This window comes from Pseudomonas sp. ICMP 8385, from assembly GCF_002699915.1.
Classification (GTDB): Bacteria; Pseudomonadota; Gammaproteobacteria; order Pseudomonadales; family Pseudomonadaceae; genus Aquipseudomonas; species Aquipseudomonas gessardii.
The window spans coordinates 52,960-77,758 of sequence record NZ_LKBY01000056.1; the positions used below are offsets into that span (position 1 = coordinate 52,960).

Here is a 24,799-nt window from a genome sequence, read left to right on the forward strand (position 1 = left end):
CTCCTGTAGAAAACTGCAAAAAGGTTGGCTCACTCCGGGCGTCGGCCCTTGAGGGACAGGCGCACCGGCAACGTCAGGGAGGCCGGTGTGCGTTCTTTCAAACGGGGCGTGGCCCGCAGTGCCGCCAGCACCTGGGCGTCGGTGTCGGCATCGCCGCTGGACTGGGCCAGCTCCACCCGCGTCACCTCGCCGTCGCCGCTCAGCCACAGGTCGGCCTGCACCGCATAGGCCTTCTTGCGCAACTCCGGGTCTTCGCGCAGCAGGCGCTGGAACACCCCGGCCAGGTACTGCTTGAACGTGCCCGTGCCCAGGCCGCCCCCACCGGACCCGGCCATGCCGCCGCCCTTGCCGGCGCCGACGTTGAAACCGTCGGTACCGGCCTGGGCATCGCCGTCGATCTGCATCGGGTTGGCCAGGTCGTCGGCGGGACTTGGCGGTGCCTGCTCCTCGGGCTTGACCTCCTCCGGTGCGGGCGTGGGTTCCGGCTCCGGGATTTTTTCCTCGACCTGGGGTTCGGGCTCCTTGGGCGGCTCCGGGGGCGGCGGCGGTGGGGGCGGCAACGGGATAATCATCGGCACCTTGGGCGCTTCGCGGCGCACACCACTCATGTCATTGGCCCACTGCCACAAAAACCACGCGGCCACGGCGCCCACCAGCAGGCCGGCGCCCCACTTCAGCGGGCGCAGCGGTGACTGTTTCACCGGCGTGGGCGGGATCGGCATCTGTGCGGTCATGATGGTTTGCCAGTGACCAGGCCGACCTGGGACAGCTCCAGGCGGCGCAGCAGATCGAGCACCTCGATGACCTTCTGGTACTGCACCGTGGCGTCGCCGCGCACGATCACCGGGAATTCCGGGTTCAGGGCCTTCTCGATGCGCAGGCGCTCTTCCAGTTCCCCCAGGGTCACCGGATAGGCGTCGAGGAACACCTGGCCGCCGTCATTCACCGAGATCGCCTTGGTCTTGGCCTCGGACAACGACGCCGAGGCACTGGCCTTGGGCAAGTGGATCTGGATCCCCGAGACCTGGGCCGTGGCGGTGAGGATAAACATCACCAGCACCACCATCAGCACGTCCACCAGGGGCGTGATATTGATGCTGTCGACGGCGGCATCGTCGTCATCGTCGTGGGAGGCATTCACAGAAGCCATGCGGGTTCTCCTCAGGCCGGTACGTGGGCGGGCTGGACGCGCCGATGCGCGGCCTCGCTGGACTGGCTCTCGCCGTGCATCTCGGCCAGGCGAGTGATGAACTCATCGACGAACACGCGCATATCGGCACTGACTTCCTTGTTGCGGGTAATCAGGCGGTTGTAGCCAAACAGTGCGGGGATCGCGACGAACAGGCCCATGGCGGTGGCCAGCAAGGCGGCGGCCATGCCCGGGGCGATCGCATTGATGTTGACGTCGCCGGCCATGGCCGTGCCGAGGAACACCACCATGATCCCCAACACGGTGCCGAGCAGGCCGATGTACGGGCCGCCGGCAATGGCGTTGGACAGGGTCGAGAGTTTGGCGCTGAGCTGCTGGTTTTCCCGGGTGCGCACGCCGTCCATGGAACAGCGGATGGCTTCGATGGTGGCCGCCGAGACCGAGCTGGTGTCGGCGCCCTGGGCGCGGCGGGTGCGGATTTCCTGGACCGCGACACGGTACAGGCGCCATAGCGAGGAGTGGCTGAGGCGCTCGGCCAGGACCTGGTCGTCGTAGTACATCTCCAGGCGGGTGCCGATCTGCGCGAATTGCTCGCGGAAGATCTCGTTGGCACTGCTGACCCGGCTGACCATGCGGTTCTTGCGAATCATGATGACCCACGACTGGACCATCATCGCCACTAGCACCAGGATGATCACCCAGGCATCGATGGGCACGGCCTTGAGCAAAAAGCCCAGGCTGCCGAACCCAAAGCCCGACTGTTCCTCGTCCACGCCATAGGCCAGCAGTTTCGACTCCGACCCCTGGGCACTGGCATCGGCCAACAACACCCCCGCCGGGCGGGCGACCTTGGACAGGCGCAACTCGTCCAGTGCCCCGGCAAAGGGCAGCAGGCCGCTGGTGGCGTCCGGCAGGTCGGCGCCGATGGCCAGTTGCGAGTTGAATGCAGGCATCGCCAACGCCAGGGTCGCGGTTTCGTGGCCGTTGACATACAGGGTCACGCTATTGCCGGCGGCGGTGAACGCCAGGTGTTGCCATTGGCCGGGGTTCAGCGGCTGGCTCGAGACTGCGCGCTGGCCGTCGATTTCGACAAACGGCGTGCCCTGGTTCAAGCCCAGCAACAGGCTGGCGCTGCCTTCGCGCCGGGCCAGCACCACTTGCTCGCCACCGGCCTGGTCCAGGCGCAGCCAGGCGCTGAAGGTAAAGGCGCCGCTGGCGGTGTGTTGCAGCGACGGGCTGGCTGGCAACAACAACGGCTGGCCGCTGAACTGCAAGGCCCGCCCGATCACACCGTCGACACTCGCCCCGGTGGCGTTCAGCGCAGTGTTGCCATAGGCCGTGGTGTCACGGGCCGGCGTGCCGTTGGCGCCATCGAAATGGTAGAGCGCGGTGTAGCTCGGATCGAACGTCAGTTGGCCGTTGCCGGTCGCCGGGGCCTTGTCGTTGCCGTAGTACATCCACAGGTCCTGGCGCTGGCCGCCTTCGACCTTGGGCACATCGACCCAGATCAACGCCATGCCCATCAGCGGGTCGAAACTCTCGATCTGGTGATTGAACACAGTCTTGTCGTCGGCGCTGACAAAGCGCAGGTCGGCCCCGTCTTCCTTGACCCCGTCAAAGGTGAAGTTGCCGGTGTGCAGGCGCACCAGCAAGGCGGTACGGCCCAGCGCCTGATTGATCGCGGCGCCTTGGGGGGTGGTGTCCACCGAAATCTGCTTGCGGTAGTGCCAGTCGTCCTGCCACCAGGCATGGGCGGTGGCCGGGAGCGCGAAGCCCAGGCAGATCAACAGGCTCAGGAATAGGCGTTGCATGTGAAGGGTTCTCCGGGAAAAAGGGTCAGAAAGTCGCCTGCACACTGAAGTGCAGTCGCGAGTCCTGTTTCTGGGTGTTCGGTCCATCGAGCAGCGGGTAGCCCCAATCCAGGCTGCCGGACAGCCACTTGCTCAAACTGGCGCGGGTGCCGAGGCCGACGCTGGCCAGGCTGTATTCGTCTTCCTGCTCGGGCAGCGGGTCTTGCAGGCGCAGGCGTGCGCCTTCGGCGAAGGCATAGAAGCGCCACTCCTGCACATAGCTGCCGAGGAACTTGGCCAGGGACGGCGTGCGCAGTTCCTGGGACAGCAAGTAGCCTTCATCCCCGGTGCGCTCGGCGGCCAGGTAGCCACGGATCGACGTGGCGCCACCGGCCGAATACTGCTCGTTGGAGACCAGCGGGCCAGAGGCCAGTTGGAACGCAGTCTTGGTCGCCGATTGCCAGTCGCCGGTGAAGGTGTAGGTGTAATTGAGGTCGCCCTTGAGCACGGCAAAGCTGGGGCTGGCCTTGTCGCGCTTGTATTGGAATTCTTCGGCGTCGCTGCCGTAGCCAAAAAACGCACGGGTGCCCACCACCAGGTTCAGGCCCAGGCCCAGTTGCGCCTGTTCGGTGTAGCGGTAGCCGTTGTAACCGAAGGTCAGTGGCGCGTATTTGAGCGGGATCTGGTCGCGACTGGCGCCGAACTGCATCTGCTCCTCGAAGTCCTTGAAGTCCACGCCCACCGACAGTGAGTTGGCCCAGGCGCCACTGGCCGGCAGGTTGTAGATCGCCGCCACACCGTAGGAGTGACCCTTGCCCAGCACGTTGCTGCCGCCGATGGTGGCAATATTGCTGTCGGACTGGTAACCGGAAAACTGCAGCGTCCAACGCTCGTTGAGCGGCGCGCTGTAGGAGCCCGACCAGACCTTGGCGTTTGCGCTGTCCTGGGGCGCGGTGAAATAGGTCAGGGACACGCTGTGGCCCAGTTGCCAGAGGTTGTCGTAGCCCAGGGTCGCGACGCTGCGCAGCTTCTCGGTGTCGGCGCTGTAGTCGTTGTTCAGGCCGAGGCTGGCGTGCCAGGGGTTCTGGTCTTCGACTTGCAGGTCCACATCCATGGTGCCGGGGCGCTGGCCCTCGCGCACCAGCGGTGTGACCTGGCGCCCGGCGCCGCGATTGAGGCCGGCGAGCTGGGCCTGCACCGTGGCAAAATCCGGCACCGCCCCTTCCTTCAGCGCCGAAACTTCTTCGCGGATCTCTACCGGCGAATAGTGCTTGGCCCCCACCACCCGCACTCGGCCGACCTTGGTCTCGCTGACTTGCAGGTAGACGATGCCGTCATCGACCTTCTGCTCGGGCAATTCGACAAACACCGACTGATAACCACGCGCCTGGTAGATCTTCTGCAAAGCGTCACGGGCACCTTCGATATCGGTCAGGGTCTTTTGCGGGCCCAGGAACGGGTACACCGCCTCCTCGATGGCCCGGGCATCGAGCACGGTGTTGCCGCGCACGAAGTACTCATTGACGTCCACCCGCCGCACCGCGGCCTCGGACGCGCCACCTGGCTCATCGGCTGACACGGGCAGCGCCAGTGTCAGCCAGCACAGCGCCAACGTTGATTTGAACAGATGCGTCACACCGCCCCCTGGATTAGTCGAATGATTGGCCTTCACGGTTGTTGGCACCGCGTTCGGCCGACTCAATTGCTGGATGTCGAGGTATGGGCATGCCGTGCCAGCCAGGTGTGCATCAGCGCGAAGTTCAAGGAGAACTCCGGCATGTGCAGCAAGGCGCCACAGAACACTTCACCGATGATTTTCTGGATCAATTGCACCGCCCGTGGGTTGCCCAGGAGCGTGGCGATATCCCGTTGCAGCACATGGATGCCCCACACCCGTTGGGTCAGGTCGAGGCCGACGAACCAGCGGAACAGCAGGTTGTAGTTGAGCTGTTCATGCAGTTGCTGTTCGCTGGGCACCGAATAGAGCAGTTGCAGCAGCAGGATCTGCAACACCGTGCGCGGGGCGATCAGCATGCCGGGCTCGGCACTCAGGGCCTGCAACAGGTCGCGGTGCTGGTCGAGCACCTCGTCGATCTGCGGGCGTAGCAACACCAGGGAATGGCCGGCAGGTATATAGCTGGACACTTCTTTCAAGGCGCCCTGCCAGTCGTCCTGGGACACGATCCAGACCCAGGGCGCGCCATAGCGATACACCGAGACCGGCTTCTTGCGCGCGGCCTCGACAATCTTTGACAGGCGCTGGTCGAGCTCCTGCATGCCTACTTTCGAGTAGCGTTCCATAGTTCCCATCCGCCCCACTCCTGGCCTGTGTCGCGCGCTTGAACGCGTTACATAGGCAAGACGGGGGCACGGGAGGACTACCGAACTTTTGTCACAAAAGCTTCATTCGCCAGGCTGGATTGTCAGGCGCTACACCTCCTGCAACGGCAGTTCATAAGACTTCTTCACCGTGCGCACCACCAGCGTCGACGAATAGGTGCGGATCGGAATATCGCGGTAAGTGTCCAGGAACCGATAGATATACTCGGTGTACTCCGTGGCATCGCGAAACTTGGCCACCATCACAAAATCAAACTCCCCGGTCATCAGGTAGCAGTCCTGTATCTCCGGGTGGTTGACCAGGATGTGCTGCATCTTGCGATCAATGTCGTTGCTGTCCTTGTCGAGCTTGATCAAAAAGAATGCCGTGACCTGGATCCCCAGCTTTTTCTCATCCAGCACCGCCACTTTGGCCTTGATGATCCCCGCGCTCTCCAGGCGCCGGATGCGCCGGTAGCAACTGGTCGAGGACAGCCCCACGCTGTCGCTGAGCAAGTCCAGGCTCTGGGTGCAATCCTTCTGCAATTTGCCGAGAATTTTCAAATCCATGGCGTCTGTCATTATTTCCACTTCTTCCTTGAGAAAACTGCAATGAATCCGCCGTAACAGGGGGCCAATTTGCACAAATCCTGCGCAGTGGCCCGTTACTATCAATTCCAGCTTAGCAGCCCCGCAAGATCCAGCATGGGGGCGCATGAGAGGGATCTTATGATAGTCGCGAAACCGACATGGACCGCTGATATCCAAGGGCTTTTCACCGCGCCTTACTGGATACCGCCCGCCGACCGCGCCACGGTCGCAGGTTCGTGGGTGCGGTGCATGAATGCCTACGACGTGTTCCTGGAAGACCCCGATTCGGTCAAGACCTGGTCCGAAACCATCTACCAGCACCTGGCCTCGCGCAACATGCCGCTGACCCTGGATGACCGGCAGTTCTGGCCCATCGATGCCCTGGAAACCTTGCGTTTGTGGGTCAACCAAGGCTGGCGCCTGAACAGCTTTTCGCCGTTCGATATCGCCGAGCGCATTCCACCACCGGACCTGCCGCACCCGGTCAAGCGCGTACGCCAAGACATCCGCGCCTTGAGCCAGGAACAACTGGACCTGTACCGCGCACGGCTCGACGACGTGATGCAGATCGGCAACCCGGACAGTGGCTCGCCGTGGCAGCGCTATGCCTATATCCACACCAACTGGTGCCTGCATTACCAGGAGGCCTTTGCCCTGTGGCATCGCGCTTACCTGCTGTACCTGGAGGCGTTGATCGACTGCCCAATCCCGTATTGGGACTGGATGGCCGAAGACGCCAGTGTCGATGGCAGCCCCCAGGCCGGCCTGCCCCAGGCCTTCCTCGATGAAACCTACGTGCACCCGCACAACGGCGAAGTGCGGCGCAACCCGTTGCGGTATGCGGCGGCCAAGGATGGTCGCTCGAAGGTCTGTGCAGCGGGCAATGTCGAAGGTGTGGACTGCCGGTTTGTGCAACGCAACCCGCTGTTCTACACCCAGGGCGACGAACAACGTGCCAAGCGCACCCAGCTGTATGGCATGAGCCGGATTTTCCAGCAGCAGGTGGTGGATGCCTTGACGTTCAAGACCTTCAGCCAGCCCCAGGGCGTGCCGGGGTATCCCTGGGCCAACATCACGGTGTTCGATCCGCCGCAACAGGACGCGCTGTACCCCAACCGTACGCTGAATTTCGATGGCCTGTACGAGCAGCCCCACGACAACTATCACGGCTGGATCGGCGGCGATATGGCCGACAACGCCTACACCGCGTTTGACCCGGTGTTCTGCTCCTATCACGCCAATATCGACCGTGTGCTGGAGATCTGGATCCGCGCCAACCCGGCGGCGCAGTACACCACCCAGTGCCTGCTCCAGCCGTTTGCCGGCAGCCAGGCCGAGACGGTCACGTTCACCAGTGCCGATGCCTGGCGCTATACCACTTTGGGCGATATGGCCCAGGACAGCCGGCATATCGGCTACGACTACGCCACCCCGGTGGCGCCGCCGTTCGGTGCACGGCGCGCCAGCGCGAACGCGTGCTGCCCGCACAGTGCCGCACCGGCCCAGGAGCAGGCCCAGGCCAGCGGCCCGTGGGTAGTGTTCGACCATGTGCGCTGCACCCACGACACCTACCTGATCGATGTGTTCCTCAACCAACCCGACGCCACCCCCCAGCAGGCCAGCGCTGATAACCCGCACTACGTCGGGCGCTTCAGCCGCATCGGCATGGGCCTGGTAGACGACAAGGGCCGTTGCATCACCCAGGGCGTGTGCCGTGCGCTGAATGCCGCGCGCAGTGCCACGGCGTTGCACCTGGGCCCCACGGATGCCGTGCAGTTGAGCCTGCTGGTCACCCATCTCGATAGTGCCCGGGTATTGGCGCCGCAAGAGTACGCGCCGCTGCCTGGCTTTATCGCCCAACTGGTGTGGGACGACCCACGCCAGACCGTTGCCGACCCTCCCCCGAGTGCCGGTTGCTGCTCCGTTTCTACCCCCCATGGAGATCTGACATGAGCACGCCCTTCAAGCAATTCACGTCCCCCGCTGGGCAAGCGCCAAAGGACTACAACAAGCTGGGTCTGGAAAACCAGTTGCCGCAATTTGAAACCGATTGGAACAACGACATCACCGGCTGGACCGAAGCTGCGATCATCGGCAACCCGTGGTCGGGCCTGAACGACGCGCCGCGCTCGGCCTATTACAACCCGCTGGTCGAGGGCTATGGCGACACCACCCTGCCAGCGATTACCTGGCAACCCTTTCCCAACCGGCTGTGGACCTTTTTCTACGACAGCGGCAAGGCGGTGGTTCCGCAACTGGGTGGCAAGGCCATGACCCTGCAACAGGTCATGGAGCTGACCGACAACGGCCAGATCACCATCAACAACACCCTCTACACCCTGTACGACCCGGACAAGAAAGGCACCCTGCTGCAACTGCCGGTGACCCGTTGCCCGACTATCGACTGGAACGGCAAATACAAGGACTTCTCGCCCTCGGGGCCACGGGGCTGGCTGGACGAATACTGCGAGTGGTCGATTGTGCGCGATACCAATGGCCACATGCGCAAGATCACGTTCACCAGCGAAAACCCGGCGTATTTCCTGGCCATGTGGCGCATCGATCCGAATGCCGTGCTGGGGCTGTACCGCGACTACATCGACCCGGCCGTACAACTGGAAGACCTGTACCTGCGCTACACCAGCAAATGCAAGACCGGTAACCCCGGTGACGTCGTGATTGACCCGACCACGGGCCTGCCGGCCTACGACACCGTCAACAAATGGAACGCCGGCACCGCCTGTACCCCCGGGCAGTTCGGCGGCGCAATGCACCTGACCTCCGGCCCCAACACCCTCAGCGCCGAGGTGTACCTGGCGGCGGCGGCCACGATCATGCGGCCCCTGCAAAGCAGCCAGACCCCTCAGGCCCTGATCTGCTGCGCGCAATATGGGCAGAACTATCGCAACTCCGACCCGCATATCGGCTTTGCCGCCAATGGCGCGACCAATGATGGGAACCCACCCAGTCGTATCTCCCTGACCAACCCTATCGCCCTGTACCTGCAACAACCGACCAATTTCAATGCCTGGAAAGGCCCACAAGGCCAGGATGTAAGCCAGTACTGGCGGATTACCCGCGGCACCGCCAAATCGGCGGCCAACGGCTCCGACCAGATCCTGCAGGCGGTGTTCGAGGTGCCGGAAAGTGCGGGGTTCTCGATCAATGACATCACCATCAACGGCCAGGCCGTGAACTATGTATGGGTGATTGCCCAGCAACTGCTGGTGGGCCTGAGTGTCACCACCATGCCGAGCACCGCGCAACAGCAATCGTCTTGCGTGCAGGACCGGGTCAATGGCCTGCAACCCTGGCCGGTGCAGCTGTTGCCGGTGGACCTGTTCTACGGCCTGTCGCCCACCGACCTGCCGGCCTGGCTGGCCCCTGGCAGCAGCGGGCAGTTCGCGCTGGTGGTCCAAGGCGCCGACCTCAAGACCACCCCCGCCACCGCACGGGTGCAGTTCAGCAACCCCGGGGTGACGGCGCAGATCGAGGAGTTCTGGCCCGATGCCACGGCCATTCCCGGCCAGACCAACGCGGGCGGCACCCAGTGTTACATCATGACCATCACCGTTGCTGCGGACGCTGCACCGGGGCTGGTGACGGTACGCGCGCTCAACCCGGGCGAGGCGGATAACGTCAGCGCGGCGGACCATCCATGGGAGTCCGGGCTGGCGCTGGTGCCTTCCACTTAAGGGCAAACACCATGCCCTGTAGGCGCTGGCTTGCCGGCGCCTGCAGAACGGCTAGAGGCTTCACCTTCTTGCAAGGAGCGCGATGATGTCCAGGTATCGCTTGAGTAATCTGCTGCTGGTCGGCACGCTGCTGTCCCTGTTTATCCTGCCATCGGCCCAAGCGTCGGAGGCCGATAACTGTGTCCAGCAGCAGCTGGTGTTCAACCCCAAGAGCGGCGGGTTTCTGCCGGTCAACAATTTCGGTACCACCGGCCAGGGCTTTATGAATTGCTTTGGCTGGCAATTGTTCATTGCCCTTAACTGGCCGGTGGACCCCGGCTGGCCAGCCGATCCCAACCTGGCGGGCGAGCCGGACAGAAGCATCACCGTCGAGCAATTCGGCGTCCCCACCACCGCCGGCAAACCCATGAGCGTGGCGCCGGTATGGGCCAGCTACAAAGACGCCAATGATATTTTCCTGCCCGGCGCACCCAAGCCCAGCGACTGGGGGGTGCAAACCCTGGTGCCGTCCAATTGCAGCAACCAGAACAACCTCCAGACACTGTCGGTGGGGGCGCGCAAATTCATGAACGCCACCTCGGAAAGCGCGACCAACGCCCAGCATCGCTTCCACTTGTCCAGCGGCACCCTGGCGTCGATTCCCGACCCGATCATGGAAGCCGCCGGCGGCTGGCTGACGGACCAGACCGGCAACCTGGTGTATTTTGAACGCAAGGTGGGCAAGGCCGAGTTTGACTACATCGTCGACAACGGCCTGTACGATGCGGCCAATCAACTGATCGTCGCGCAAAACAGCGATGGCCAGCACCCGGCCGGCCTGTCGCTGCCGGCCGGCGAGATGATGCGCTCGATGCCCACCCACCCACTGCGCCAGGAACAACTGGGCGCCCTGGAACTCAAGGCGGCCTGGCGCATCCTCACCGGCAAGCCCCAGCTCTACGGGCGCTACCTGACCACCCTGGCCTGGCTCAAGAACCCCGCCACCCTGCAATGCACCCAGCAAGTGGTGGGCCTGGTGGGCCTGCATATCATCAACAAGACCCAGAGCGAACCGAACTTCATCTGGACCACCTTCGAGCAAGTGGACAACGTACAGGAGCCGAACCAGGTGCCCGCGCAACAGACACCGCCGGACGGCTACACCTTCTACAACCCCAATTGCACCGGTGGCCCTGACGTATGCACACCGAACGTGGCCCGCATCCAGTGCAAGCAGCACCACCCTGATCGGGAATGCACCGAGCCCTATCCCCGCGACCAACCGGTCCAGACTACCCGCGAACACCCTCTGCCTTCGGACATGCAAGCCCTCAACGCTGCGGTACAGGCCAGCTTCGCCCAACAGACCAACGGCCAGTCGGTGTTCCAGTACTACAAGCTGGTCAATGTGCTGTGGATCACCTCACCAACCGCCCCGTACCCTGTCGAGCCCGGGCCGGGAGCGACGGTGCCGCTGTCCTATGGCGCCTTTATCAGCGACAGCAACGTACCGGTGGCCAACACCACCCTGGAGACTTACGTCCAGGGCATGAGCTGCAATCAATGCCATCAGCAAGCGACGATTGCCGGCAGCCCGACCCTGGCTTCGGACTTCTCGTTCCTGTTCAACAACGCCGACTCGGCCCAGCAAAAAGGCCTGATCAAGCGTGTACATGCCTTTGAAACCCTCAAGGACGGCCAACCATGAAACGTTCCCTCGCCACCCTGCTGCTCGCGCTGTCGATACTCCTTGCGCCCCAGGCCTTTGCCCATTCGGCCCATGAACTGCACGCGGTGAACAACGGCGCCGATGCCGATGCGCCGGGTAACCACGGTATGTTCATGGTCGGTTCGCAGACCCTGTTCCTGGTGCATATGCCGATGTTCACCACGGAAAAGCACAGGTATCAGATCGTCCTGCAGGCCAGCCTGCCCGCCGACGTGATGGCCAAATACCAGGCGCTGCGCGCGGCCAACCCGAGCAAGCCGTATAACCTGATCAACGTCGATAACGACACCTTCACCCTGCCCCAGCTCAAGGCCGGTGAAGTGACCGCGTTCAAGGCGACGATCTTTGACGGCTACTCCAATGACGGCGGCGGCACCCCGGGGCCGGTGCTGTTTGACAACGTGCCGGTGACGGTCGAGGCGGTGGTGATCTACCGGCCGTTCAACCTGGGCATCGACCGGCCCAAACAGCTGGTGTACACCTTGTTTGGCCGAGGCAATGAGGCGCACTTGACGCACTACATCGCCCAGGACCCGGACTTCCAGGAAATCATTACCCTGCCTGGGCCGCCGGCACCGTTTTCGGCGGCGCAATTGGTGTCTACGGTGGATTTGAACTTCACCACGGTGCAGTCGTTGCCGATCGTCTGCCAGTCGCCGCTCAAGCCTGGGGTGTATCCGACACTGCTGGAAGGCCGTGCGGATGCGCCGGTGGCACTGGACCTGGGGCCGGCGGCGCAGCGTGTGTGGTATTCGACGGGGAATCTGTTGAACAAGACCGATCCTTGCCAGCCTTGAGTGGAGCGTAGGTCTACTCCTGTGGGGTTGCTGGCGATGCGGCGACCCGACAAGCCTGCTCCCACAGGGGATCTTTGCCGGGCATAGGGTTTTGGCCACACCGCAATGCAAATGTGGGAGCTGGCTTGTCGGATCGCCGCATCGCTGCGATGGCGGCGTATCAGTCACCGAATATGTCGGCTGAACCACCGCTATCGCGGGCTAGCCCTCACCCAAGCCCGCTCCCAAACAAGTCGGCTCCCACAGTTTGATCCGGGTAAGTCCCTACAAACTGATCTGCCCCCGCTCCTCATCCGTCAACTGCGCCTTGGCCTGTTCGCTCAACGGCCCCGCCCCCAGCACCTGCACCGGGCTGTCGGGGTTATACGCCGGTGTCCTGCGGGCCTCTTGCTCCCGACGTTGCACCGGCTCGCTGCCAAACCCCAATACCTCAACCGTGACGATCGACGCCCGGCCCTGGCGCGCGGCGGCCTGCTGGTTGCGTGCCGCGTCTTCGGCGGCCTGGGACGCCGCCGCCCCCGCCGCGCTGGCCGAGCTCATGGCCCCGGTGTTGACCGCCGCCGACACCGGCACCCCGGACGATTTGCCCTGGGTCTGGATATTCGCCGCGTTGACCACCCGCAGCGCGGCAATGTTGATATTGCCCGACACGCGGATCCCCGCCTCGCCCGCATCGATGGTGCCCAACGGTGCAATCAGGTCGATATCCCCCGCCGGCACTTCCGGGATCGGGTTGAGGGTGGCGATGCCCGCGCCGGTACTGGGCACCGACGGTGACAGGCTCACATTGCCCCAGTTGTCATACACCCGCCGTGGCGGGGTATAGACCACGGTGGTCTTGGAACCCCGCCCGGCGTTGATGTCGCCCGCCGCCGACCAGCCCATGATCGAGCCACCAAAGGTAGTCATGATCCGGCTCTGGCCCAGCAGGATGCTGTCCAGGGAATACAACTGGATATCCCCGGCGCCCTGGGTGATGACACCGGCAGTGGACGGCGGTGCCGCGCCTTCGATGCCAAAGGTCTGACCGCCGCCTGGCGTAAGCATCTGGATCGAGCCGCCAAAGTTGGTGTGCACCCCGGCACCGCCAAACAGGGTGATATCGCCCTTGTAGGCAATGGCATTGCCAGCCACGTCCTTGTCCGGGAACAACCCGGCAATCGCCGCCCGGCCCCTTACATAACTGCCCTCGCGCACGCCGCCGGCCTGGTTGTACTCACGGCCGGCGGCCTTGAGTTCGGCGAAGTACACCTCACGGGCAAACACCCGCTGTTGCTCGGCCGGCAGCGCCGCGTAGTAGGCCCGGGCCTGTGCGCTGTCACCGACAAACCCGAAGCGCCCGGCCAGCCAGGCGGCCAGTTCATTCTCGTAGCTCTTGGCGACCTTGCCAGCGCCCAGGGTCAGGGCTTCACCCGCCTGCACCTGGTTCTCGGGGTTCAGGTAGGCCTCGACAAAGCGCCGGTAATCCGGACCGTTAGGGCCTGCGCCGGCCTGCATGACGATACTTGCACCCGGACGGCTGTCCCCCGGCACCAACGCACCGAGACTCGTCACGCTGACCCGATCCTCCATGAGGATATTGCGCCCGGCCATCAGCTCCAGGGTGCCGGGGCCGGCAACCTGGACGTTGCTGTAGAGGATGTCGCGCCCGGCGGACACGATGGAGATGTCATTCGGGTTGTTGTGGAGAAACAGGTTGCCCCGGGATTGAGACGCATCCGGGCTGGCCGTCAAGTCAAAAAGGCTGCCGCTGCTGACGATATCCCGCCCCGCCATCATCCATACCGGCCCACCGCCCTCGTACCAGGTCTGCCCCGAATGAAGCGCATCAACCGCGCCGCTGAAGGTGATGATCCGCCCACTGCTGACCCCCAGCAGATCCCCGGCCAAGGCATAGAAGCGCGCCGGGGTCGCCGGGACATAGGCTGCGCCCGATGCGCTGGCCGAGCCGAACACAAACAATGGCAGCAGGTTGGCGTTTTCAGGGTTGCCGTTGGGGGACAGGTTGCTGGCCACCGGGGTGGGGTTCTCGCCGATCCTGCCGACAAACGCCGGGCGCCAAGGCGTGGCCATGGTGGCGGGGTCGGCGGCTGACGGCGTCACGAACAGTCCGCCGGCATAGATCGAATCCTGGGCGAGGAACTGCAACTGGCCGTTGGGCCCTGGCGCCAGCAACAGCGGGTTGCGGTAGTTGACGTCCTCCGTCGCCAAAGCGCTCGCCTTGCCGTAATACAAGCTGCCACTGGCGGCGGTCGCGCGCAGGATCGACGGGTACACAATCGCCAGGTCGGAAGCCCGGTTCTCGGTGTTGGGCGTCAGGTTGCCGCCGGCTGAAAACAGGTCGATGGCGGTGCCCTCGGTCCACAGCGAGAACCAACTGCTACCGGGACCGTGCTCGCCTGCGCGCACAAAGGATGAGCTGTTTGGCAACAGGACCCGGCCCGGATCGAGCACATTCTGCACCACCAGGTCGCCCAGGGTCGCCAGGCTGAATGTCGCATCGCCCGGCACCAGCAGCATGCCGCCGCCGGCCGTGCCGCGGGTGGCTTGCAACGGGTCGAACGGGCGGGTTTCCCCAGGGCTGTGGGCGTAATAGTCAGTACCGTAGCCCAACTCGACCTGCCCCATGGCGCCGCCCAGCAACTGGGCATTGCCCCGCAGGTTCACCAGCGTGCCGTTCAGGCTGCTGGCAGAGAGCTGACTGGCAGGGTTCAAGACCCCGCCGATACGCACCCGCAGGTCACCGCCGCCCGTCAACTGCAGGCTGCCATCGGCCGCCACACGCCCCGTGCCACCGACGGCCAGTACCAGCCCCTGGCTGCGGGGGCTGGTGGTAGACGACATGACATTGCCGGCCATGGCACGCAGCATCCCGGCGTCACCGGCGACCTGCACATCCACATCCCCGCCACCCAGGGTGCCGATGCCGGTAAAGCCCACTAGTTGGTCAGCGGTGGCGGTGGCGGTATAGCTGCCGAAATTGATCCACCAGGCCGTTGGCTGCGGCGCCCCGCCGGTCTCGACAGCACCGCTGCCTTGACGCCATAGCCAGTTACCGACGCTGGCCGAATCCGTCCCCTGGTCCAACGGGTTAGGGCGTCCCACGGCGCTGGTCAGCGCGGTGGCGATATTGCCCGTCAGGCTGCCCCCGACATTCAGGCTCAGGTTCCCCCCCCCTTGCGGATACCAGGCGCGGTACAGGCTGGTGGTGTCGGCGTTGACGAACTGTTCAAAAAAACTCCCGGCTTCGTTGAGGACGGTCTTGCCCCGGCCCAGGGACTTGGGCTGGTTGTAGGGGTCGCCCTCGACGGCGGCGGCAGAAGACGTACCGGCGGTATAGACGCCGTACAACGAGTCCATGCTCAGGTTGCCGCCACTCAACAACTGCAGGTCGCCGGTGCCCGTGCGGATCACACTGAAACGGCTGGCCGACGGCGTAGCCGCATACTCCCTGACACTCTGGGACAGGCAATACTCCGGGAGTGCGGCACACACCTCACCCACCGACGGATAGCTGATGCTTTTAAGGAACTCATCGGTGATCGGCGTCCCCGCCACCACGGTCACCCCCTGCCCCGCCAGGTCGGCCACCGCATAGTCGGTCCAGACAAAAGAGAGCCTGGGTGCGCAAAAATCAGGCGTCGCCGCACAGAACTCGGCAATCGTGCCCATGCCGAAACTGTCGAGGATGGCCTGGTCGACCGGGTCGCCCTCGACCACCGTGACACCGGCCAGCGCCAGCTCGATAACCACCTTGGCAGTCCAGGTCTGCACCGCCTGGGAGGGCAGCTCCTTGGCGAACATGCCGTAGTGAGTGTCGGCCAGGCGCAGGTCGCCGCTGCGCGGATGGGGTTGCAACAGACGACTGTCCGCCGCCTCGGTATCGGCACCGGCCACCAGGCGCAGCGACCAGGATTGCGAGCCTTCGCCCAGCATCGGCGCAATCGCCCATTGCTTGCCCTGGCGCCCGGATTCCTCTGGCCGCAGTTGGATCGACTGCGCATCGTTAAGCAACTTGACGCGGGTGCCGGCAGGAATCAGCGCGCCCTTGGGCAACAGCAGGTCGCGGTCGAGGGTCACCCCATTGAGGGTGGGGTTGGCGGCCTGGAAGTTCTGCGGCAACGGCACGCCCCGGGGCCAGGTCAGGGCCTTCAATAGCGTGTTCTGGGTGAGCAAGGTGCCCGCCTCCAGCTGCGTGCCACTGGCCAGGGTTTGTGCCTGGCTCAGCATCGTCCCGGCGGCAAACAGCACAGTGCCGGCGCTGTCGAGTACCGCCGCCGCCAGCACCGTACCGGCAGGCAGCACCAGTTCCTGGTTGAGGGTCGCCCGCACTGGCAAGCGGGTGCCGGCGCCCACGCCGATGTCGGTGAGCGGCACGTCGTAGTTCAACACCGCGCCCGCCGGGTAAACCGTGCCCTGCGCCAGGCTCACGCCCTGGCCCGGCACCACGGTGTCGCCACCGGTAAAGTCGATCCCCGATAACAAGACCCAACCCTTGTCGTCCACGGTTTCGGGCGGCGGGGCAAAGCCATCGTTGATGCTGCCATAGATATTCAGGTCGCCACCGGCGCGCAGGCTCAGGCTGCCGGCCTCGCCGGAGCCGTAGACCCCTTCGACCTGCTGGCTACGCGGGTTGAGGCTGGCGTAGCGAAAGCCGGACAGGTCCAGGTCACCTTGTACCACCAGGTCGCCGTCCGGGGTCTTGCTGACAATCTCCACGCCCGGGCGCAGGTGGAAGGCATCGGCATAGGTGGCGTTATTCAAGCCGGCCAGTTTGTTGTAGCGCAGGTCGTCGTTCTTCAAGGCGGCGTTGATAAACGCCACGCTGGCGGCATGCTTGTCATTCAAATAGCCCTGGGTGATCTGCTGATAAGGCTGGCCACTGGCGGTCGGGTCGGTTTTTACCGGGGCATCGTCGTAGCGGATCATGCCGTTGAGAGTGATCGAACGGGCGCCCTGGATCGCCAGGCGCCCGCTGGCGTCGATGGCGATGTCATTGCTGCTGCCATCGGCGTTGATCAACCGTGGCGCATTCAACTCCAGGGTGCCGCGCAAGCGCCCGTCATGGCCCTTGATCGCCGACGTGCCGTGGCGCAGGTCGATACGCACGCCGTCGCCCAGGGTCAGCAGGCCGTCGCCGGAGCCGAGCACCACCATGGCGCGGTTGGGCGAGTCGATGATCTTCCCGTAGCTGTCGACCCGCAGGACGCGGCCATGGGCATCGAGCACGGCGCTGCTGTCCAGGGTCAGGCCGTGCTTGCCCGCCAGGTTGATACTGCCGACCCGCTCGCCACTGGCATCCACCAGGCCATTGACCCGCAGGCTGCCGTTGTCCAGCGAGACGCTGATGCTGCCAGCCTTGAGGCCATTGCCGATGGTCAAGTCGCCCTGCTTGAGCTGGAAGCTGCGGGCCCCGAACATCTGGCCGTCGTTCAAGCGCTGGTTGAGGGCGGCGAACTGCTGGTCCAGGCCGCCGCTGCCGCCCAGGCGCTGGGCCTGGATTTCCAGGGTCCCGCCCAGGTACGGCAGCCGCGTGCCGCCGGCATCATAGTCACCACTGCTGCTACCGAGGACCTGACCCTGCAAGTCGACCACGCCCGCCGTCGCATCCACGGCGACGGCCCGCAGTTTGCCGGCCTGGTTGTGTTTGGCGGACAGGTCGATGATCGACCCCACGCCTTGCTGCACGTTGCCATGGCGACTGTCGAGCAGCACATCGCCGCCCCAGCCATATTGGGTCACATCGTTGAAGGTGATGGCGCGCCCGGCGACATCGATCAGCGCGGTGTCCGTCAGCACCACGTCGCCCAGGGCATTGAGGCTGACCTTGCCACTGGGTAGCACCACCGCACTGGCCAGGCGGATGCTCTGGCCCTGCAAGGACAATTGCGCGCCGTAACCGTTGGCCGTACCGCGTGTGCCCGGCGCAGCCGCCACATCAATCGCGCCACCAGCGGTGATGCGGTTGACCGAGCCGCCCTCGCCGGTCATCAGCGGCGTGAGGATATTCAGGTTGGCACCGCTGTACTGGAAGCCTTTGACCGCGTCATAACCGTCCAGGCGCTGGTACACCGACAGGCTGCCCTTGTGGTTGGCCGTGATGCGCTCGCTGGCATTGAGGTTGACGTTGGCAAAGCCCAATGCCAGGCGGTCGAAGCTCTTGGTGGTGCTGGGCTGGGCAAAGGCGCCGTAGCCCAATTCGATCCGCTCGGCCTGGATGTCCAGGCGCCCGCTGCCGGTGCCGGCGCCGCCGGCAATCACGCCGCCGGGCGCGGCTTCGGCGCCCTGCCAGATAAGGTTGGCGGTGCGCAGGCTCGCCACATCGTTGGCGCCGCCGGAGCCGTAGATCGCCGGCATGGACAGCAACAGATTGTCCAGGCGCGACTTGCCGGTCTGTGGGTCGTAGGTGTCCAGGGTGGTGGTGCCGTAGAAGTTCAAGGCCTGGGCTGCGGACAGCTGCAGGGTTTCCAGGGCTGGCGCGCCGGACTGTGTGTCGCCACGCAACAGGCGATCGATGACCTGCTGGTTAAGGGTCAGGCCAGCCGGCAATACGTTGCGCGCGGCGGCATCGGCCAGGGCCTGGGCACTGCCGACGTTGATATTGCTCAAGGCCAGTGCCAGGTGACGGGTGCCGTAGCGCACCTGCTCGTCCAGCTCCAGGGCCTGGGTGGTCGAAATGACAATGCTGCCCTCGGAGTACAGCGAGGTCTGCCCCGCACACTGGCCTGTAGGGCAGACGCCGATCTGAATGCCGCCCGCCTTGGCCGCGCCCTCAGGGTAAGGCAGCACATTGAGCAGGCCATTGGACACGACCAGCGTATTGGCCGCGCTGCTGTAGACAAAACCGTCGCGCGAATCATAGGCCGCCTTACCCTGGCCGAGGGTATTGATGGAGGCCCCTTGTTCAACCACGATATCGCCGCTGCGCGTGGCCAGGATCACCTCCGGCGCCGCGAGGGTCGCACCGCTGCGCAGGATGACCGTGTTCCCCAGTTCAATGAACCCGACGTTATTACCGCCCTGCCCATACACCACCTGGGACAGCCCGCCCACCAGCAGGCGCTTGGCCCCCATGGCGTTGAGGCTTTGCGCATCCACCGTCACGCCGCGGAATGTCTCGTCAATCAAGGGGCTCTGGGCATCGATAATCTGTGTGCTGCTGCTGGGATTGGTGTTGTTCACCGCCACCGTGCCGCCATAGCCTCCCGGGGCGGCCTCGAAACGGCCAACGCCCTTGAACACGAACGTGTCACGGCCACCACCGCCTTCCAGCGCCAACTTGAGCGTCTTGGCATCCATCGCCAGCATCGGCCGTGGCACGCCAAGCCGGGCGGCGTCGGCCACGGCGAACTGGGCGTAACTGGTTTCGTTGTATTGGGAGTAACGGCGCAAGGTATCGGCCGAGGTCAGGATCACCTGGCTGGCGAGGCTGTTGTGGAGGTCGGTATGGATAATCGACAGGCGCCCGGCGGTAGACCACGAGCCGTTGCGCATCGGGGTGGCCCCGGCATCGCTGCCGGTGCCGGCCTGGCCATTGATCTCGACCCGGAATGCCCCCGGCATCAGGGCGTAGGTAGACGGCAGCAAGGTATAGGTGCCGGCTGGCAGGCCTGGCACTCCGGCGCCAAGGGTGATCTGTTGCCCCACCAGCGGCGTGCTCGCGCCGCCTTCGCCGGCCACCGGTGCATAGCCCGCCTGGGCGCCCGGCACGATGGCGTACACCGGGTTGCTGGCCAGCCCTGGCAAGGTGAAGCCGCCATTGACGCCAAACTGTACCAACGGGTTGTAACGCGCATCGGTGGAGCCGCCACGCCCGGCCACAAACCCGGCGCCCAGCAGATCGCCGCCGCCGGACAGGTCCAGGGTGGCCTCGGGCAACACCGCCACCGACTTGCCGCCCAGGACCACCCCCACCGAGAGATCGCTGTTGACCACACCGCCCTGACCGACAAAGGTCACGGGCTTGCCGTTATAGCGGTAGACCTGCCCGTCCAGCGTGCCGCCGTAGGGCAGCACCAGGCCCTTGGCGCTGACCGAAGTCAGGCTGCCGGGCAGCAACTCGACACGGGTGCTGCCCACGTTGCCCAGCTCGATCACCCCCAGCGGCGCCTGCAGCACGCCGCCCTGGCGGATGGTGGCCGCCCCCAGTTGCAGGCGGCCGAAAACGGCATCGGGGGCGACTGCGCCGGCATCGCCGACCTTTTCCAGGGCCAGGGTGCGGGTCGGGTCGAAGGTGAAACGGTTGATCGCACCGCCGGTCTGGCCGACCAGGACCCGCGCGGCCACGCCACTGCCGGGATAGATCCGCGCAGCGCGCAGCGTCATATCACCACCCGACTCCAGGAGCGTGCTGAAGACAGTCGTCGTCGCGCCGCCATCGCGCCCGGCAAGAAACCGCAGGTCACCACGGCTTTGCAGGTTGACCCGGTCAAACCCCTGGTTCAGGGAGAAGCTCACCGCATCGCGGATCTCCAGCAGGTCGCTGTCGAAGGTAAAGACCCCCTGGCCAGGCTCCGTCGAAAGCGAGAGGCCACTGGGCAGGACGTAACCTTCCATGATGCTGCGGGGCGGTGTGAGCAGGCCGGCGAGCACCCCATGCGGCGCCGACAGGTTGACCCGCGCGGTGTTGGCAGCGCCTTCGGCCAGGTTCATGCCCATGCTGTACAACGCCAGGCTCTGGCCCATATTCAGTGAAATATCGCCGGCAAAACTCAGCCTGCCGTTGCTCAACAGCGCCAGGTTGTCGAAGCCGCCAGCCGTGACCTGATCCACACCGAGCCGCCCATGGCCATAGAGCAGGCCATCGGCGGTGGTTGGCGCCTCGCCAGGCAGGTGGGTCTGGCTGACAATCAGCTCGCGAGCGCGCAATACCCTCTCGGTTGCCAGGTTGCGCAGATAGGCCGGCGCCTCCAGCACCACGGCCAGGCGCCCGCCCGCTGCCCCGGCGCCGCCGGCCTGGGCGACAAAGCTGCCGTCCAGGTACAGGCCGTTATTGGACGCAAAGGCGATAGCGCCGCCATTGCTCGCCACCAGGGTCGGCCCCTGGCCTGGGATATTCAGCCGCGCCTGGCTGCCCGAAGCCTCTAGCCGCGCGCCCTCGCGCACCACCACAAACAGGTCGCTGGCGGTCGCGACACCGGTGGTGGGATGCACATCCCCCCCCAGGGTGATCTGCCCGCCGTTGCGCACCTGGCCATAAACACTGCCGCGACTGTCCACGGCGGTCACCGCGCGTGCGGCCACATCGATCAGCGCCTGCTCACCGACCCAGATCGAGCGGCCATGCCCAATGGCGTTGACACTCTCCGAGACCGGCACGCTCAAGCCCCCCAGGCTGACACTGCCGCCCCAGGCGTTCAGGGTGCCATTGAGGGTCAGTTGGCCGACGCTGCGCAGGTTGATGGCCTGGCCGGGATCGACGTTGATCACTGCGCCCCGGCCCACGGTGAGCGCGGTGCTCGCCAATTGGGCGGCGGTGGATTCCAGATGGCCGGCAGTCAGGTTCAGCCCGGCGCCACGACGCTGGGTCAGCACGCCCCTGGCCCCATCTTCCTGGTACAGCTCGGGCGTCCAGCGCTCCAGCGCGGCGGTTGGATCGCTGCCGCCCGGTGTCGTCGTGGCCTGCTCACCGAGGCGATAGACCGGCATGTTCACATCGACCCTGGCCCCGTCGGCGACGAGCAAGCCTTCATTGCCGGTGATGTCGTAGGCCGAGAAGCCCTTGTTGAAGAAATCGCCGGCCAGTTGCAGGGTGTCGGCCGGCGCGGCGCTGGGGCCGATCAGCACCTTGTGGGCCTGCACCGCCAGGGTGCCGCCGCCGTTCATGCCGTAGCCGCGAATATCGCCGTCCAGGCCCAGCGCCCCCAGGGCACTCACCGTGACATCGCCACCCTTGCCGCCACTGGCCTTGCCATCCAGGCCGAGGGTCGCCCCGGATGAGGTATCCACCAGGCTGCCAGCCGCCAGTTTCAGTTCATTGCTGCTGCGCAGCGAGACCTTGCCACCCTTCACATAGGCCACACCGCTGCTGTCGCCAGGCTCCAGCGCCAGGTTATTCCAGCGCCCGGACGCATCGAGCCGGACCCCGGCGGCCACCACCAACTGCCCAGGCCCCGGCAGCGTCACATCGCTGATGCCATTGCTGCTCTGCAGATTGACCTGATTGAGCACGTTGCCGGCATTGATACTGCCGCCATGGGCGGTGAGATTGGCATTGATCGATACCTTCGGCCCGAACAGGGTGATATCGCCACCGTCCGCGACCTTGAGCCCGGCATCGACGCTGATCTGCTGCCTGGCCCCGACCTTGATCGCCCCCAGCTGGAAGCCATTGAGCTGCTCGCTGTCGAGCAGCAACTGGCCCTGGCGGGCGGGCGACAATGCACCGGTAAGGTCCAGGCCCTCGGCAATTTTTTGTGGGTTGTCCTGGATCGACACCTGGTCCAGGGTCGGGGTCAAGGCATGGCGCAAGGTGCCGGTGGTTTTATTGAACACCGGCGTGTACTGGCCAATGATCAACTGCGCGCGCTGGGCCATGGCCTTCTGTGACTGTTGGTAGCCATCGAGGTTGATACTCGGCGCCTGGGTCTGGCGCTCGCCCTGGAACACATCGCTGATCAACTGCCCTTCGAGCACCGCGCTGGAGGTGCCGACCACCAGTTTGCCGGCGTCGCGGCCCACGCTGTAGCCCGCTTCGTATCGGCGCTGCGGGGCGATCAACGGGTTGTAGTAGTGATCTGTACGGCCCCAGCGCATGCTGGAGTCCTCAAACCCTTTATAGAAACCGGTGTAGAGAATATCCCCCGGCGCTTTCGACAGCTCATACAAACGCCCGTCCGGGCCCTTGAGCCAGCTCTGCTGAATATAGCCACCCTGCACATCGACGGTGCCACCCGACACGTTGATCTGCGCGCCCTGCCGGGTCACCACGTCGCGGCCGGTAAACGTCACCGTCCCGCCCTGGGCCATCCACTCGCCCACCGAGTGGCCCTGGGTGCCGAGATAACCGCCGACTTCCAGCAGGCCGCCAGCGGTGTACCAGCGATCCGTCGCATAGCCGTTGGTGCCGGCAGCGACAAACACCAGCTCGCGCAGATCGACCCAGACATCATTGTTGATCAACTGCCCGTTATCGCGGTTGACCGGTGCATCGCGCTGCTCGTTGCCCTGCACGTTGATCTTGATGTTATTGGCCTCCATCGCCACCTTGACGCCGATGGCCCCCGACACATCGATCATCGCCCCCTCGCGCAGCAGGCTGCGCTGACCCGCGCTGACGGCCACCTGGCCACCGGTGGCGAGGGTGATCGAGCCTTTCTGGAAGTCCACACTGCCACCGCTGACAATCTCGATACGCGACTGGTCGGTGCGGTCGGCGACGCTGCTCAAATTGTTGAACTGCCCGCCGATCAGGTTGCCGGGCTGGCCGTCGAGGTTGACCAGGCCATTGTCGCGCTGGCTGTTGAGGGCGCTGGCGCCGCTGCTGTCGAGCAGGATCGCGGTGGTACTGCCCTCCCCCAGGGTGACGCTGGCGGTACTGTCGCTGGCCGAGTTGAGCAGGTGCACGGTGCCACGGGTATCCACCGAGGTGCTGGCCAGGGCCACGCCGTTCTGGCGCACGGTGTGGCCGGTCAGGGTGATATCGCCGGTAGCGGCCATGATCAGGCCGCTGTTACTCACGGTGCCGGCGCGGCTGCCGGCGTTGAGGCTGCTGGCCACTTCATTGCCGCGCGTGGTGGAGCGTGCGTTGCCGGTGGTGCCGAGGCCCTTGCGGATATAAAAACTGTCGCCGGCCGCCAGCGTGGTCTGGCCCTTGGCAGTGATAAGGGTCCCGGCGTTTTCCACTTCCGAGCCGAGGAGCAAGGCGTAGCCACCGGCGTCGGTGGAGGTCGCCGCCGCGTGCGTCTGGATCAGGGCGCCACGCTGTACTTCGACCTTGCCCGCCGCCTCGGTAAACGTCGGCTGGGTGCCATTGGCATCCACATAAAGCCCGCGCTGGGTGAACTGCTCATCGCTGATGTTGGCCGCTGCCGCCACCAGGTTGCGAACATTGACCTGGCTGCTGCCGCTGAACACCACGCCGTTGCGGTTGATGATCATCACCGTGCCGGCGCCCTTGATCTGGCCCTGGATCTCACTGGGGCGCGCATTCGGGTCGTTGACGCGGTTGAGCAAGGCCCAGTTGGCCTGCTGCTGGAAATCCACGGTGGTGTTGCGCCCGACGTTGAAGGTCTCCCAGTTGAGGATCGCCTTGTCGGCGGTCTGCTCGATGTTCACCGTGGTCTGGCCGCCGGCCTGGCTCTGGGTCGGGCCTTTGGCGTTGATCCAGCCCTGGGTCAGGCTGTTGTCCACCTGCAAGCCGCCCTTGCCCAGGCCATCGGGAATGGTCGAGACCTGCCCCAGCGCCGCCTGGCGCCCGGCCGCCTGGGCCGCCTGCTGGGCGGCAATCGCCGCGACGCTGTTGTTGAGGGTGCTCAGGGAGCGCTGCATCTGCTGGTTGACCCGCGCCTGCTGGGACAACGGCGGCGGCATCCCCGGCACCGGCGCCCCCGGCCGCGCAGCCGTGGCCGCCTGGGACGCGCCCTTGGCCGCAAACCAGCCGGAACTGAACGCTGTGGCCCCCTGGGCACTGCCGGCCACCAGCAACAAGGCAATGGCATGGGCCAGTGGCTTGAGGCGCAAGACAGTCTGGCCGCTCGGGCCGCGGGCATTCAGGTTAACCGGTGGTTTGCAGCGGACCATCTGGAATC

General features: G+C 65.0%; 11 protein-coding genes. 4 read left to right on the forward strand and 7 right to left on the reverse strand.

Going from position 1 to position 24,799, the window contains the following annotated elements; genetic code table 11:
- Positions 1-29 precede the first annotated feature (29 nt).
- The 6 genes from AO268_RS07105 to AO268_RS07130 all read right to left on the reverse strand — a co-directional run bounded on the left by AO268_RS07105 (position 30) and on the right by AO268_RS07130 (position 5,829).
- Positions 30-734 (reverse strand): energy transducer TonB family protein, encoded by a 705-nt coding sequence (locus AO268_RS07105; protein ID WP_099168270.1) that lies wholly within the window; start codon positions 732-734, stop codon positions 30-32.
- Complete coding sequence (locus AO268_RS07110; RefSeq protein ID WP_099168271.1) at positions 731-1,150, reverse strand: ExbD/TolR family protein; 420 nt, start codon at positions 1,148-1,150, stop codon at positions 731-733. The genes AO268_RS07105 and AO268_RS07110 overlap by 4 nt, the downstream gene beginning before the upstream one ends.
- Before the next feature lie 11 nt (positions 1,151-1,161).
- Entirely contained in the window at positions 1,162-2,961 is a 1,800-nt protein-coding gene (locus tag AO268_RS07115) for a DUF2341 domain-containing protein (RefSeq protein WP_099168272.1), read from the reverse strand.
- Positions 2,962-2,986: 25 nt separating this feature from the next.
- Positions 2,987-4,576, reverse strand: a complete 1,590-nt coding sequence (locus tag AO268_RS07120; protein WP_099168273.1) for a ShlB/FhaC/HecB family hemolysin secretion/activation protein — start codon at positions 4,574-4,576, stop codon at positions 2,987-2,989.
- 62 nt (positions 4,577-4,638) lie between these two features.
- Positions 4,639-5,241: a transposase gene (locus AO268_RS33680; protein ID WP_099168274.1), complete on the reverse strand. Its 603-nt coding sequence runs from the start codon at positions 5,239-5,241 to the stop codon at positions 4,639-4,641.
- A gap of 129 nt (positions 5,242-5,370) precedes the next feature.
- Positions 5,371-5,829, reverse strand: a complete 459-nt coding sequence (locus AO268_RS07130) for an Lrp/AsnC family transcriptional regulator (protein ID WP_099168275.1) — start codon at positions 5,827-5,829, stop codon at positions 5,371-5,373.
- Positions 5,830-5,988: 159 nt separating this feature from the next.
- On the opposite strand from AO268_RS07130, the gene AO268_RS07135 reads away from it, so the two are divergent.
- From AO268_RS07135 to AO268_RS07150, 4 genes are all read left to right on the forward strand, one after another.
- Positions 5,989-7,803: a tyrosinase family protein gene (locus AO268_RS07135; RefSeq protein ID WP_099168276.1), complete on the forward strand. Its 1,815-nt coding sequence runs from the start codon at positions 5,989-5,991 to the stop codon at positions 7,801-7,803.
- Positions 7,800-9,545, forward strand: a complete 1,746-nt coding sequence (locus tag AO268_RS07140; protein ID WP_099168277.1) for a hypothetical protein — start codon at positions 7,800-7,802, stop codon at positions 9,543-9,545. The genes AO268_RS07135 and AO268_RS07140 overlap by 4 nt, the downstream gene beginning before the upstream one ends.
- Before the next feature lie 85 nt (positions 9,546-9,630).
- Entirely contained in the window at positions 9,631-11,232 is a 1,602-nt protein-coding gene (locus AO268_RS07145; RefSeq protein WP_099168278.1) for a hypothetical protein, read from the forward strand.
- Entirely contained in the window at positions 11,229-12,050 is an 822-nt protein-coding gene (locus AO268_RS07150; protein ID WP_099168279.1) for a hypothetical protein, read from the forward strand. The genes AO268_RS07145 and AO268_RS07150 overlap by 4 nt, the downstream gene beginning before the upstream one ends.
- Positions 12,051-12,314: 264 nt before the next feature.
- On the opposite strand, the gene AO268_RS07155 is transcribed toward AO268_RS07150, so the two are convergent.
- Entirely contained in the window at positions 12,315-24,791 is a 12,477-nt protein-coding gene (locus AO268_RS07155; protein WP_099168280.1) for a filamentous hemagglutinin family protein, read from the reverse strand.
- Between the last annotated feature and the right edge of the window lie 8 nt (positions 24,792-24,799).